We start from the raw sequence: 12580 nt of genomic DNA on the forward strand, positions 1-12580 counted from the left end.
TTAACTTCTTTGCTTTCTCTGAATTTTGAGGTCGGGATCTTACTGCCCGTTAATGCGGGGTAAAGTGAGGATTTAAGATATGTCTATTAAAACAAGGTTTTTATTTTCTTATATTGCTGTTATCCTCGTTTCCATTACGCTTATATTAGTCGCGGGATTTTTAATCGTTTTTTCGATAACAGGTGACTTGGAAGCAGTGAAAAATTTCTATAAAAGTTCTTATATTCAAAAGCCGCTTACACCAGAAGAAGAGAATGCCTATCTTGAGTTGAAGTCAGCAGCTAAACAGCATCAATCTCAATTGTTAGATGAGTCGTTTGTCTCAGCAATAGAAAAAGAGGGTGTGAAAATAGTAGTAAGAAAAGGAGAAACACTTTCATATGCTTCAAACGTATTTGAAAGTGTATCTTTAAAAGAAGCCCTTCCGAAATTTGAATCAGCAAATATTAATAGTCGTGGTACAACGGAACTAGGCGATACATTTTATCGATATGTAAAGTTTGATTTTTATTTTCCTCAGGAAGAAGAGGGAAGTATATTTGTATTAAAAAAGCAAAGTTCATTTGTAGATCTTACACAAAAATTATTTCCAATCTTATTTGTATCTCTCTTACTACTAGCCATTTTACTCATTGGATTATTAAGTTACCTCGTTTCAAGAAGTGTAATAAAACCAATTTTTGTATTGAAAGGCGCAACGGAGAAAATTAAAGAAGGAAATTTAGATTTTCAAATACCAGTTACATCACACGATGAAATAGGACAATTAAATCAAGGATTTGAGGAAATGAGGAAGAGATTAAAAGAATCGATAGAGATGCAAACACAGTATGAAGAAAATAGAAAAGAGCTTATTTCAAACATCTCTCATGACTTAAAAACACCGATTACATCAATTATCGGATATGTAGAAGGAATAAAGGACGGGGTAGCAAATACGCCAGAAAAAATGGATAAGTATTTAACAACTATCCATACGAAAGCAAGACATATGGATACACTTATTGATGAATTATTTTTATTCTCAAAGCTCGATTTGAATCGAGTTCCCTTTCAGTTTGAAACGGTTGAATTGAATACGTTTATGCAAGAGTTAATCGAAGAGATGCAAATGGATTTAAGTAAAGAAGGTATAGAAGTTAACTTACAATTACATGCATCACCATTATATGTAACGGCTGATTGCGAAAAGATCAATAGAGTTATATCAAATTTAATTCATAATAGTGTGAAATACATGGATAAAGAAGAGAAGAAAATTACTGTAACAGTATCGAGTGATAATAATAAAGTTATTGTGAAAGTGATGGACAATGGATCAGGTATAGAATCTGATACGCTACCTTATATCTTTGAACGTTTTTATCGTGCAGAACAATCGCGGAATTCTAGCACAGGTGGAAGTGGACTTGGTTTAGCAATAGCGAAGCAAATTGTTGAAGAACATGGCGGGGAAATTTGGGCGGAAAGCGAGCTTGGTAAAGGCACAAGCATTTTCTTCTCATTGGAAAAAGTAGAGGAATGTGGTGAGTAAATTGAAAAGAATTTTACTAATAGAAGATGAAGTAAGTATTGCAGAATTACAGCGAGATTATTTAGAAATTAATGATTTCCAAGTTGATGTAGAGCATACAGGAGAAATAGGTTTACAAACAGCTCTGCAAGAAGACTATGATTTAATTATTTTAGATATTATGCTTCCGAAAATGAACGGATTCGAAATTTGTAAACAAATACGTGCTGTAAAAGATATTCCGATTCTACTTGTTTCAGCAAAAAAAGAAGATATAGATAAAATTCGCGGACTCGGATTAGGAGCGGATGATTATATAACGAAACCGTTTAGCCCGAGTGAATTAGTCGCAAGAGTAAAAGCGCATATTGCCCGTTATGAAAGATTATTAGGAAATGTAAGTAAGCAACGTGATACGTTATATATTCACGGAATTTCTATCGATCAACGAGCGAGAAAAGTTTTTATAAACAATGAAGAAGTGGCATTTACAACGAAGGAATTTGATTTATTAACATTCTTTGTAACACATCCAAACCAAGTATTAAATAAAGAACAGTTATTTGAACGCATTTGGGGACTAGACTCAGCTGGTGATTTAGCTACTGTTGTTGTTCACATTAGAAAACTACGTGAAAAAATTGAAAGAGATCCTGCTCACCCGCAATATATTGAAACAGTATGGGGAGCTGGCTATCGTTTTAATGTGTAGGGAACCTGCCGAGTAATTGGCAGGTTTTTTGTATGTTATTCGAATGAAAAGGAAGGAATAGGTAATTTATGTTAAAATGTAAAGAGAAACAAAACAGAGGAGAGCATAGGGAGCGTGCTATATGTTGGGGGATATATTAAAATATAATAAATCAAACAAGACTTTAAAGATTGGAACTAATATCGTACTTATCTTATTGATTATTGGTGCAATACAAATGTTTTATGATGAAGATTCTACGAATAATCATTTCGGTTGGTTCTTTTTTGCGATTTTTTGGGTAATTAAAATCATTTCTAGCTCTAAGGTAAGTTTAAAAGATAGAGATAAAAAGTCGGTATTACTTGATGTGGGTTTAGTTGTTATTTCTTTTGTTTTTTTAGTTGTTTTTAGTGTGAAATATTTCTTTTGAAAAAAGCTCATAGTCGTATAGAGGCTATGAGCTTTTTGTCAGTGTTTAGGTTTTCTTAATAATAACGGTACTGGCGTAACGATTTATAAAATGTTTGAGTAGTAGAAGTAAACTGAGCAGCTTCTTCTAAAAAAGGATAATGGTTGCTGTTTTCGAATGGAATGAAGATAGAATTACGTATCCCATCATGTATCTCGATAGAATATTGAATTGGGCACTGTACATCATATCTTCCGCATATAATAAGTGTCTTTGTTTGGATGGAAGGTAAATTCTCTCTTAAATCAAATGAAGGATATTCATTGGCGAAAGCATTCATCCGGCTAATGGACATTGTTTTATTGATTGGTTTACAAAAATAAGAGTTGTAGTTTTCTGGTTTATACAATGATAATTTTGTTCTCTTAGTAGATAGTTCTTTCCGTTCTTCATTTGTAAGGTGAGGGCTTTTTAAGTTTTCGATGAGCTCTTGCATATAATGAAACTGTGGATGTGCTGGGTGATAAATGCAGAATGGTGTTTCGGTATAGTTACTTGCTGCAGCTCCTACTACGGCTAATGATTGTAAGGAATTTGGATATGTAATCGCATATAAAAGTCCAAGCATGCCACCTGTTGAATGGCCAGCGAAATGCCATGTTGGAAGTTGTAATGCTTCTCGTATGGCTTCCAAGTCGTGGATTGTTTCAATCATGCTTAATTCGTTTTCTGACTGGGCGGTTACAGAGCGACCAGTATCTCGTAAATTAATGAGAAATACACGATGCGTAGCAGTAAAACATCCGCAAAGTAATCACCAGTTTCATTAAATTGTGAATAGTGATGTGTAATACAAAGCGATTCGCCATCTCCTTTTGTAAAGAGTTCAAATGTACCACGTTTCGTGTGGATCATTTGTCGTTTCCACATAATATCACTACCTTTTCTCATAAAAGTTGGGCCAGGCTGTTATGAAATGAAAATATATCGGCGCATTTCGAAATATATCAGCGATTATTAAAATATATCGACTTACCGACAGAAACCGACAATAAATAAAAGGAGGCTATTCAAAAACGAGCCTCCTTTTCGTTTAGTATAAAGATTTTGTCATATTATTCCGAATAATTTCAAGGGATTTCGCTACAGTTAATGCATTCTTTTCTTCAATTTCTGGTTTACGGGGGATAGGTTTATACATGTTGTCTGGATCTTCCCATGTGAGGGGAAGTTCTGTTTCTGCTTGTCCTTTCCAAGCTTCAATCCATTCTGGAGGGAGATAACCTGAGATGTTTTGGATGTTGTTCATTTCGAGCCAAATGAGTGCCCAAGCTCTTGGAACGACGCGCCAGTGATCATAGCCACCGCCACCGACAGCGATCCAGCGACCGTCGCAATATTCATTAGCAATTTCACGAGCGAGCTTCGGTATTTCGCGGTAAATATTCATTGTCGCACAAAGATGCGTAAGTGGGTCATAATAATGTGCGTCAGCACCATTTTGCGTTAAAATAATATCCGGTTTAAAGTACGCTGCAACTTCTTTTACAACAGTTCGATATGATTCTAAGAACGATTCATCTTCTGTAAAAGCATCGAGTGGAACGTTAAAAGAATAACTATAGCCATTACCTTGTCCGCGTTCATTTACAGCGCCAGTTCCAGGAAATAAATAGCGACCAGTTTCATGTAATGAAATTGTGCATACGTTAGGGTCATCATAAAACGACCACTGTACGCCATCACCGTGATGAGCATCTGTATCAATATATAAGACGCGTAAACCGTATTTCTTTTGAATATATTTCATTGCGATAGAACTGTCGTTATAAATACAAAAGCCAGATGCTTTGCCGCGAAAGCCGTGATGTAAGCCGCCGCCCAAATTAAGTGCATGTTTTACTTTCCCAGAGAGAACAGCATCGACAGCTGTTAACGTACCGCCGACGAGCAATGCGCTTGCTTCGTGCATATTTGGGAACATTGGTGTATCTTCTGTTCCGAGTCCATATGTCATCGCAATTGATTTTTCTAACTTTCCTTCTCCAGCACGTTTTACCGCATTTATGTACTCCTCTGTATGAACGTAGGCGATCTCTTCATCTGTAGCCATCCGTGGTGAGATGATTTGAGAGGGAGAGATGAAACCGCCCTTTTGTAATAAATCATACGTAAGTGTGACGCGCAGTTGGTTAAAAGGATGATCAGGGCTAAATGAATAGCCCCGAAAGTCATCCGAATAAATAAACGCGCTACTCATGCTTGCATCCCCATGATGTTTGGCCATAGTACGCGGTAGCCTTCTGCTTCAAGTGCATCAATCACTTTTAGAGGATTCATCGTTTGAATACGGAAAACGAGTACTTTATCATTCTCATCTTTTGCTGGGTAGACGAGAACGCTCACGATATTTATTTGTAAATCACTAAAAATAGCAACGACTTTTCCAAGAATACCAGGTTCATTTTTTACTTGAATTTCAATTTGCGAACTTGGTTGATGTGCTCCTGTTAATTTTACTAACGTGTGCAGTACTGTAGATTCAGAAATGATTCCAACTAACTTTCCGGCCTTTGTAACAGGAAGACAGCCAATTTTATTTTCAAAAAATAAAGTAGCAATTTCCTCAACGAAATCGAGAGGATGGCAAGTCATAACAGGATGTTTCATAATAAGTTCGAGCGGTTGCTGTAGCATATCGAGTGAAACTTGTTCATCTAGAATAGACGGACTTGCATCTCTTACATCCCGATCAGAAATAATGCCTACGACGTGATTATTTTGATCGACAATTGGAATGTGCCGAATGCCTTTCGTGCGTATCGTTCGGATTGCTGTTTCGATTGTATCGTTTGGATGTAATGTAACTACATTTTGATTCATAATTTCTTCTACAATCATTCCAGTTGCCCCCTTTATTAATACATAAAACGATTGTGAAAACGTAGACGATCAAAAGCTTGAATAGAATCCGTATCAACGCGTTTACCGATGCGGACCATTAAACAGTTGGCAGGATGTGAACAAATTTCAGGATCGTCTGTAGCCATCCATTGTAACCCGCCAGCATTCATCATCTTCTCCATTACTTTTCGGTATTCCCACACATTCAATCCTGTTTGTTTCAAATCCCAGTGCCAATAATATTCAGTCGTCAATATAATGTAATCTTCCATATAATCGTCCATCATAGAAACCTCTAGTAAGTTCTTTCCGACAGAACTCCCGCGGAAGGCTGGGACTACTTCAATTGCCCCAAGCTCAATTAAGTTTTCCATTTTTCCTTCTGACCATCGTTCAAGTGGATCAGGATACAAGTATGTAACATATCCAACAATTGTTTGGTCATGTCTAGCAATAATGAGACGAGCTTCTGGTAATTTAGAAATTTCGACAATTGCTTTATATTGTTGCTCGGCAGGACGAAACGCAATTAAGTCTGGATGAAACTCATACATTTCTAAGTTATGTGTAGAGACAGGACCTTCAATAATTAAAGTGCCTTTCGCTGTTTTTAAGTTTCTAGCATTATATATTTTTTTATGAATCAATGTATTGCTCACCACCTTGAGGGTTTGTGAATCTATTAATATCGTACTTTATAATATATGCGATGTGAATCGAAATTTGTCATTAAAAATTTGTCTAAAAATCAACAAATATACTGAAAATTTTAAATAATGTCATTATAATAGATAATAGAATACATAGGAGGGGGATGTAAAGTATGAAAGTAGAAACGCTTCCTGTCATTAAAGGAGAAAATAATTTGCCGAATTATGATGAGGCATACGCGAATTTTAACTGGGAAGAGGTTAATAAAAACTTTACTTGGAATGAAACAGGCCGAGTAAATATGGCGTATGAGGCAATTGATAAGCATGCGAAATCCGATCGAAAGAATAAAGTAGCTCTTTATTATCAAGATGGATCGCGAAAAGAGAAATATACATTTAAGGAAATGAAGGATTTTTCTAATAAAGCAGGAAACGTCCTTAAGAATTATGGCGATGTAGAAAAAGGCGATCGCGTTTTTATTTTTATGCCACGTTCTCCAGAGTTATATTTCGCACTTTTAGGTGCAGTGAAATTAGGAGCAATTGTTGGACCGCTATTTGAAGCATTTATGGAAGGCGCAGTTCGCGATCGCTTAGAAGATAGCGAAGCAAAGGTGTTAATTACAACGCCTGAATTGTTAGAGCGCGTACCATTAAATGATTTACCGGCTTTAAAAACAGTTTTCCTTGTTGGAGATAATGTAGAAGAAGGCGGTAAAACGGTAGCGTTCAATCCGTTATTTGAACAAGCTTCAAAAGAATTACATATTGAATGGTTAGGCCGTGAAGACGGTTTGATTCTACATTACACGTCTGGTTCTACTGGTAAGCCAAAAGGTGTGCTTCATGCGCAAAACGCAATGATTCAGCACTATCAAACGGCGAAGTGGGTATTAGATTTAAAAGAAGACGATGTATATTGGTGTACTGCTGACCCGGGCTGGGTAACTGGAACAGCTTACGGTATTTTCGCACCGTGGTTAGTTGGAGCGTCAAATGTTATTTTAGGTGGACGCTTTAGTCCAGAAGCTTGGTATGAAGCACTGCAAGATTACGGTGTGACGGTTTGGTACAGCGCCCCAACAGCATTCCGTATGTTAATGGGAGCTGGACAAGACGCAATTAAAAAATATGACTTATCACAAGTTCGTCACGTATTAAGCGTTGGTGAGCCGTTAAATCCAGAAGTAATTCGCTGGGGTATGAATGCATTTGGACTTCGTATTCATGATACGTGGTGGATGACAGAAACAGGTGGACAAGTAATTTGTAACTACCCTTGTATGGAAATCCGTCCAGGTTCAATGGGGAAACCAATTCCAGGTGTGAAAGCAGCGATTGTTGATAATGAAGGAAATGAAGTGCCTCCTTACACAATGGGTAACTTAGCAATTGCGAAAGGTTGGCCATCTATGATGCGCGGGATCTGGAATAACCAGCAAAAATATGAATCTTATTTCATGCCGGGAGATTGGTACGTATCAGGTGACTCTGCTTATATGGATGAAGATGGATACTTCTGGTTCCAAGGACGTATTGACGATGTAATTATGACGTCAGGTGAGCGCGTTGGTCCGTTTGAAGTAGAAAGTAAATTAATCGAGCATGCTGCTGTTGCAGAAGCTGGTGTAATTGGTATTCCTGATCCGGTGCGCGGCGAAATTATTAAAGCATTTATCGCACTTCGAGCAGGATACGAACCATCTGATGAATTAAAAGAAGAAATTCGTCAATTTGTAAAGAAAGGCCTAGCAGCTCATGCAGCGCCACGACAAATTGAATTTAGAGATAAATTACCGAAAACGAGAAGTGGTAAAATTATGCGCCGCGTATTAAAAGCGTGGGAGTTAAACTTACCAACAGGTGACTTATCAACGATGGAAGATTAAGAGAGAAAGGTCTGAACGAAAAATGTTCAGGCCTTTCTTTTTTATGATATCATGAACTCATATATATAAGTTAAAGGGGATAGTATGATGAAAACAGAAAAGGAAAAGATGATACTAGGAGAAATGTACATACCGGCTGATCCAGTTTTAGTACAAGAAAGAGAGCAAGCACGTATATTAACGAGAAAATTAAATGATACGCCAGAAGAGCAATTGAAAGAGCGTAGCGAAATCGTAAAAGAATTATTCGGAACGACAGGAGATAATATTCATCTTGAATCTTCTTTTAGATGTGATTACGGCTATAACATTCACGTTGGCGAAAATTTTTACGCGAACTTTGACTGTACGATTTTAGACGTATGCCCGGTAACAATCGGAGTGAACTGTATGTTAGCTCCAGGTGTTCACATTTATACAGCAACGCACCCGCTTGATCCAGTAGAGCGTATAAGCGGATCAGAATACGGAAAACCAGTTAAAATTGGCGATAACGTATGGATTGGCGGAAGAGCAATTATTAATCCAGGTGTAACAATTGGAGACAATGCGGTGATCGCATCTGGTGCTGTCGTAACGAAAGATGTGCCTAATAATGTAGTAGTTGGCGGGAATCCTGCAAAGATTATAAAAAAACTAAAATAATATTTGAACGAAGTGCCTTCCTCGTCTGTATACATTTATGAAAGAATAGATGAGGGAGGCTTTTTTATGTCTAATAAATTACTTCTTGCTTTTGCTTTAATTGGAATTATAGTTGTATTTTCTTGTGGTCTTTTCTTACCGATACCAATTGGATATAGAGTATCAATGCTTACAGCTGGAGTTATAATGGGTGTTCTGTTTTCAATCATTATTCCATTTGATAGAAAACATATAGTACGGAAAAATGGATATAAAATTGATTTTACAAAAACAAAAGTGTATTTTCGCTGGAATGTATTTGATACTATTTCTGTCTGCCTTGCGTTGTATGCATGCATATGTGTGCAAGCGTTAAATATTTTAGTTGCAATGGGATTTACGATTCAAAATCCATATGTGCAATTTTTTACAAATCAATCACAATTGTGGATTTTTATTGCGATTGCATATTTAATTTCCCGTATTTCATTAACGTTAAAAGGAATAAAGGAGATCAAAAACCATGGCGCAGATTGGGATTGAGGAAGAGCTCATGCTTGCGTATCAAAGTGGGGATAAGCAGGCTGGGGAAAAACTATACGTTTTAATCAAACCAGCGCTATACACATTTTTATATCGATTTAACCGAGATGAACAATTAAGTATCGATCTTGTGCAAGATACGTTTTTGACGCTAGAGCGTAAGAAACATATGTATGAACTTGAAAAAGGTAAAATAAAAACGTATTTATTTCAAATTGGTTATCGTCTTATGATTAATAAATTAAATAGGAGAAAGAAGTGGCGTACGCTTTTGCCATTTTTAGTGCCGATTCCGGAAAAAGAATTTTCTCACGAAGATCGGCTCACAGTAAGAGAAGCAATTTTGAAAGTTCCAGAAGAGCAAAGAGCGGTCCTAATCCTTTCTTATTATCATGACATGCAGCAAAAAGAAATTGCAGAGATATTAAACATTCCGATTGGAACCGTGAAATCGAGACTTCATAACGGGATAAAGAAATTGAAACAATTGCTGGAGGTGGACGAAATTGAGCGAAAATCCCTTTAAGAGTGAATATAAGTTAAAACAACATTTAGATAGTGATCATGTAGAAATACCAGACTTTCCAAAAACGGTAAGTCGATTCGATCGATTAATCGGGTTTCTTGGTTCCCCGGCGAAAGATCCTGTGGAGGCGACCATTGGGAATGATTTATCGGTTGTGTTTCATGTATCGTTATTAGTTGGGGTTCCAATTCTTTCTCTTATTACGATACTCTTTATGGCGTTGTAAAGGATTGGCAAGGAGGGAAACCCGACCTCTATTTGACACGCCTATATAAATGATGGTATAAAGAAAAGTATATGAATAATTGAGCGTGGAAAGGGAGAAGTAGTGATCATTTCCCTGTTTTAGAGAGCTGATGGCCGGTGAAAATCAGCACATAGATGATCGCGAATTACGCCCCTAGAGCATCTTTTTTCGATTGAATTGTATTCAAAAGGGAAAAGACGGTGCTAAGCCGTTATGTAAATAAGGTGGTAGGCTTTTTTGGTCTGCAACTAGGGTGGTAACGCGATAATCAAAATCGTCCCTTATTTGAAGGGGCGATTTTTTTATGTTTTTAACCTTCACGCCAGTAATGAACTTAAAGGAGAGTATGTAGGATATGGGTATTTTACAAGATCTTGAATTTCGCGGTCTAATTAATCAGCAAACAGATGCTGAGGGCCTTGAGCAATTATTAGAAAAAGAAAGCGTTAAATTATACTGTGGTTTCGACCCGACAGCAGATAGCTTACACATTGGTCATATGTTACCAGTATTAATGTTACGTCGTTTCCAATTAGCTGGTCACCAACCAATCGCACTTGTTGGCGGTGGTACTGGTATGATCGGTGATCCAAGTGGTAAAAAAGCAGAGCGTACATTAAATACGAAAGATACAGTTGCTTACTACACAGAAAGCATTAAAAACCAACTTTCAAACTTCTTAGAGTTTGAAAACGTGGACAACCCAGCAACGATGGCTAACAACTACGACTGGCTTGGTAGCTTAGATGTAATTTCATTCTTACGCGATATCGGTAAAAACTTCGGTTTAAACTATATGTTAGCAAAAGATACAGTAGCATCTCGTTTAGAAACTGGTATTTCATTCACTGAGTTCAGTTACATGATTTTACAATCATACGACTTCTTAAACTTATACCAACAACATAATTGCCGTCTGCAAATCGGTGGTAGTGACCAATGGGGTAACATTACAGCTGGTCTTGAATTAATCCGTAAATCAGAAGAAGATGCGAAAGCATTCGGTTTAACAATTCCACTTGTTACAAAATCTGACGGTACGAAGTTTGGTAAAACAGAAGGCGGCGCAATCTGGTTAGACCCAGAGAAAACAACTCCTTACGAGTTCTACCAATTCTGGATTAACACAGATGACCGCGACGTTGTTAAATACTTAAAATACTTCACATTCTTATCTCATGAAGAAATTCTTGAGCTTGAAAAGCAAGTAGCTGAAGCGCCAGAAAAACGTGCAGCACAAAAAGCGTTAGGTTCTGAAATGACAAAACTTGTTCACGGTGAAGAAGCATTAGAGCAAGCGATTAAAATTTCAGCTGCATTATTCAGCGGTTCTGTAGCAGAACTAACTGCAAGCGAAATCGAGCAAGGATTCAAAGACGTACCATCTGTAGAACGTACTGCAGAAGATACAGTATTAATCGACTTACTTGTAGAAAGCAAAATCTCTCCATCAAAACGTCAAGCACGTGAAGATGTAACGAACGGCGCAATCTATGTAAACGGTGAGCGTACACAAGCATTAGACTACGTTGTAACAGAAAAAGACCGCATCGAAGGTAAATTCACAATCATTCGCCGCGGTAAGAAGAAATATTTCTTAATTCGTTACTAATAAATAAAAAGCTTTGAGGAAATTCCTCAAAGCTTTTTTGTTTTAATCTCCTTTTCGAGTTCATACGGAAATCACATGTAAGCGGTATGATAAACGTATAACAATTAGAAAGGAGTGGTAAAACGAAATGTCACTAGAAGCATTGATTATTTTTTCTTTGCTAAACGCGGGTCAACTTGCAGAGAATTCGAAAGTTGATATACATAAAGAGCAGAAAGATGCTTATGTATATGTTCAAAAAGAGGAAAATAAATAACTTTAATATATATAAATAAAAGCTACTCGAAGTAACTGTTTTGGTGTCTTCGGTAGCTTTTTACATTATGAATAGATAGGAATTAATTCTCGCTTGAAATCTTCGTACATTTCAAAGGCAATTTTCATGATTTCTTTGAGTTCATCGTAACTGTGGAAATATAACACGGGTACTTTTCCCATGTCATTTGATAACAATCTTATAAATACGTCCCAAGGGTCTCCAACTCTAACTTCATCATTATGCCATGCTTCCCAAATTAATTCAGCAACACCATATTTTAAGCTGATGTTAAATCTAAAGGCGTAGCTATCTTTGTTTTTTACTTCACCTACAATAAAAAAGTCTGCTTTTTTATTGTAACGAGCTTTATAGCCAAGAGTCTCGAATACTTCAAATACTTTTTCATTTTCATAGTTTTCAAATGTATTTTCACTATTAGAAAATTTTTCTGATAAAGCTTTATATCTTTCTACAAAGTTAATTTTCTCAAGTACCTCTTTTATTTCAAGTTCTAAATCATATGCCATCAATTATTCCTCCCTAAATCTAATCCTAATAGCATATTTACCTTTCATTTCTTTCAAATACGTCTCAAAATTTTCCCTGAATTTGTTTCTTTTTTCGTACGTGAAATTGAAGTCTTTACAAATGTATAATTTGCTTGATACAGTTCATTTTGAAGTATCTTAGTTATAATATTTTCACCA

Annotated in this window: 14 protein-coding genes, 1 pseudogene and 1 other annotated feature; of the genes and pseudogenes, 10 read left to right on the forward strand and 5 right to left on the reverse strand. The window is 36.6% G+C overall.

Annotated elements, in window-relative coordinates:
• Positions 1 to 79: 79 nt before the first annotated feature.
• The 3 genes from MR136_RS00440 (at position 80) to MR136_RS00450 (ending at position 2637) form a co-directional block, all read left to right on the forward strand.
• Positions 80 to 1534: a sensor histidine kinase gene (locus MR136_RS00440; RefSeq protein ID WP_017674374.1), complete on the forward strand. Its 1455-nt coding sequence runs from the start codon at positions 80 to 82 to the stop codon at positions 1532 to 1534.
• Position 1535: 1 nt separating this feature from the next.
• Entirely contained in the window at positions 1536 to 2225 is a 690-nt protein-coding gene (locus MR136_RS00445; RefSeq protein ID WP_088338888.1) for a response regulator transcription factor, read from the forward strand.
• Between the two features lie 121 nt (positions 2226 to 2346).
• A complete protein-coding gene (locus MR136_RS00450; RefSeq protein WP_088338883.1) occupies positions 2347 to 2637 on the forward strand; it encodes a hypothetical protein in 291 nt (96 codons plus the stop codon).
• Between the two features lie 55 nt (positions 2638 to 2692).
• Here MR136_RS00450 and MR136_RS00455 read toward each other — a convergent pair.
• The 4 genes and pseudogenes from MR136_RS00455 to acuA all read right to left on the reverse strand — a co-directional run bounded on the left by MR136_RS00455 (position 2693) and on the right by acuA (position 6167).
• Positions 2693 to 3567 (reverse strand): annotated as a pseudogene (locus tag MR136_RS00455) (alpha/beta fold hydrolase).
• 142 nt (positions 3568 to 3709) lie between these two features.
• Positions 3710 to 4876 carry an acetoin utilization protein AcuC gene (gene acuC / locus MR136_RS00460; RefSeq protein WP_000092823.1) on the reverse strand — a complete coding sequence of 389 codons (1167 nt, stop codon included), beginning with the start codon at positions 4874 to 4876 and terminating at the stop codon, positions 3710 to 3712.
• Complete coding sequence (locus tag MR136_RS00465) at positions 4873 to 5517, reverse strand: acetoin utilization AcuB family protein (RefSeq protein WP_000634583.1); 645 nt, start codon at positions 5515 to 5517, stop codon at positions 4873 to 4875. Before MR136_RS00465 ends, acuC begins: the two co-directional genes overlap by 4 nt.
• Before the next feature lie 17 nt (positions 5518 to 5534).
• Complete coding sequence (gene acuA, locus MR136_RS00470; RefSeq protein ID WP_000581388.1) at positions 5535 to 6167, reverse strand: acetoin utilization protein acetyltransferase AcuA; 633 nt, start codon at positions 6165 to 6167, stop codon at positions 5535 to 5537.
• A 176-nt stretch (positions 6168 to 6343) separates the two neighbouring features.
• On the opposite strand from acuA, the gene acsA reads away from it, so the two are divergent.
• The 7 genes from acsA to MR136_RS00505 all read left to right on the forward strand — a co-directional run bounded on the left by acsA (position 6344) and on the right by MR136_RS00505 (position 11870).
• Positions 6344 to 8062: an acetate--CoA ligase gene (gene acsA / locus MR136_RS00475; RefSeq protein WP_088338882.1), complete on the forward strand. Its 1719-nt coding sequence runs from the start codon at positions 6344 to 6346 to the stop codon at positions 8060 to 8062.
• An 84-nt stretch (positions 8063 to 8146) separates the two neighbouring features.
• The gene (locus MR136_RS00480) at positions 8147 to 8707 is read left to right on the forward strand and encodes a maltose acetyltransferase domain-containing protein (protein WP_069461629.1); all 561 of its coding nucleotides are present in this window, start codon (positions 8147 to 8149) and stop codon (positions 8705 to 8707) included.
• Positions 8708 to 8773: 66 nt separating this feature from the next.
• Positions 8774 to 9229 carry a hypothetical protein gene (locus MR136_RS00485; RefSeq protein WP_000066428.1) on the forward strand — a complete coding sequence of 152 codons (456 nt, stop codon included), beginning with the start codon at positions 8774 to 8776 and terminating at the stop codon, positions 9227 to 9229.
• The gene (locus MR136_RS00490; RefSeq protein WP_000057185.1) at positions 9210 to 9755 is read left to right on the forward strand and encodes an RNA polymerase sigma factor; all 546 of its coding nucleotides are present in this window, start codon (positions 9210 to 9212) and stop codon (positions 9753 to 9755) included. The genes MR136_RS00485 and MR136_RS00490 overlap by 20 nt, the downstream gene beginning before the upstream one ends.
• Positions 9736 to 9981: a hypothetical protein gene (locus tag MR136_RS00495; RefSeq protein WP_001293782.1), complete on the forward strand. Its 246-nt coding sequence runs from the start codon at positions 9736 to 9738 to the stop codon at positions 9979 to 9981. Before MR136_RS00490 ends, MR136_RS00495 begins: the two co-directional genes overlap by 20 nt.
• Positions 9982 to 10058: 77 nt before the next feature.
• Positions 10059 to 10287: a binding site (T-box leader), on the forward strand.
• A 70-nt stretch (positions 10288 to 10357) separates the two neighbouring features.
• Positions 10358 to 11614, forward strand: coding sequence for a tyrosine--tRNA ligase (tyrS, locus tag MR136_RS00500; RefSeq protein ID WP_242245127.1), 1257 nt, complete (start codon positions 10358 to 10360; stop codon positions 11612 to 11614).
• Positions 11615 to 11741: 127 nt separating this feature from the next.
• Positions 11742 to 11870, forward strand: a complete 129-nt coding sequence (locus MR136_RS00505) for a hypothetical protein (RefSeq protein ID WP_000050940.1) — start codon at positions 11742 to 11744, stop codon at positions 11868 to 11870.
• Positions 11871 to 11935: 65 nt separating this feature from the next.
• On the opposite strand, the gene MR136_RS00510 is transcribed toward MR136_RS00505, so the two are convergent.
• Positions 11936 to 12400, reverse strand: a complete 465-nt coding sequence (locus MR136_RS00510) for a hypothetical protein (RefSeq protein WP_065703043.1) — start codon at positions 12398 to 12400, stop codon at positions 11936 to 11938.
• Between the last annotated feature and the right edge of the window lie 180 nt (positions 12401 to 12580).

This window comes from Bacillus cereus group sp. BfR-BA-01311 (assembly GCF_022664295.1).
Lineage (GTDB): Bacteria > Bacillota > Bacilli > Bacillales > Bacillaceae_G > Bacillus_A > Bacillus_A cereus.

Bases quoted from the DNA above. Each gene is read 5' to 3' on its own strand.
- MR136_RS00440 (WP_017674374.1), top strand. From the start codon at position 80: ATGTCTATTAAAACAAGGTTTTTATTTTCTTATATTGCTGTTATCCTC.
- MR136_RS00505 (WP_000050940.1), top strand. From the start codon at position 11,742: ATGTCACTAGAAGCATTGATTATTTTTTCTTTGCTAAACGCGGGTCAA.
- MR136_RS00480 (WP_069461629.1), top strand. From the start codon at position 8,147: ATGATGAAAACAGAAAAGGAAAAGATGATACTAGGAGAAATGTACATA.
- acsA (WP_088338882.1), top strand. From the start codon at position 6,344: ATGAAAGTAGAAACGCTTCCTGTCATTAAAGGAGAAAATAATTTGCCG.
- MR136_RS00485 (WP_000066428.1), top strand. From the start codon at position 8,774: ATGTCTAATAAATTACTTCTTGCTTTTGCTTTAATTGGAATTATAGTT.
- MR136_RS00510 (WP_065703043.1), bottom strand. From the start codon at position 12,400: ATGGCATATGATTTAGAACTTGAAATAAAAGAGGTACTTGAGAAAATT.
- MR136_RS00490 (WP_000057185.1), top strand. From the start codon at position 9,210: ATGGCGCAGATTGGGATTGAGGAAGAGCTCATGCTTGCGTATCAAAGT.
- MR136_RS00450 (WP_088338883.1), top strand. From the start codon at position 2,347: ATGTTGGGGGATATATTAAAATATAATAAATCAAACAAGACTTTAAAG.
- acuC (WP_000092823.1), bottom strand. From the start codon at position 4,876: ATGAGTAGCGCGTTTATTTATTCGGATGACTTTCGGGGCTATTCATTT.
- MR136_RS00465 (WP_000634583.1), bottom strand. From the start codon at position 5,517: ATGATTGTAGAAGAAATTATGAATCAAAATGTAGTTACATTACATCCA.
- tyrS (WP_242245127.1), top strand. From the start codon at position 10,358: ATGGGTATTTTACAAGATCTTGAATTTCGCGGTCTAATTAATCAGCAA.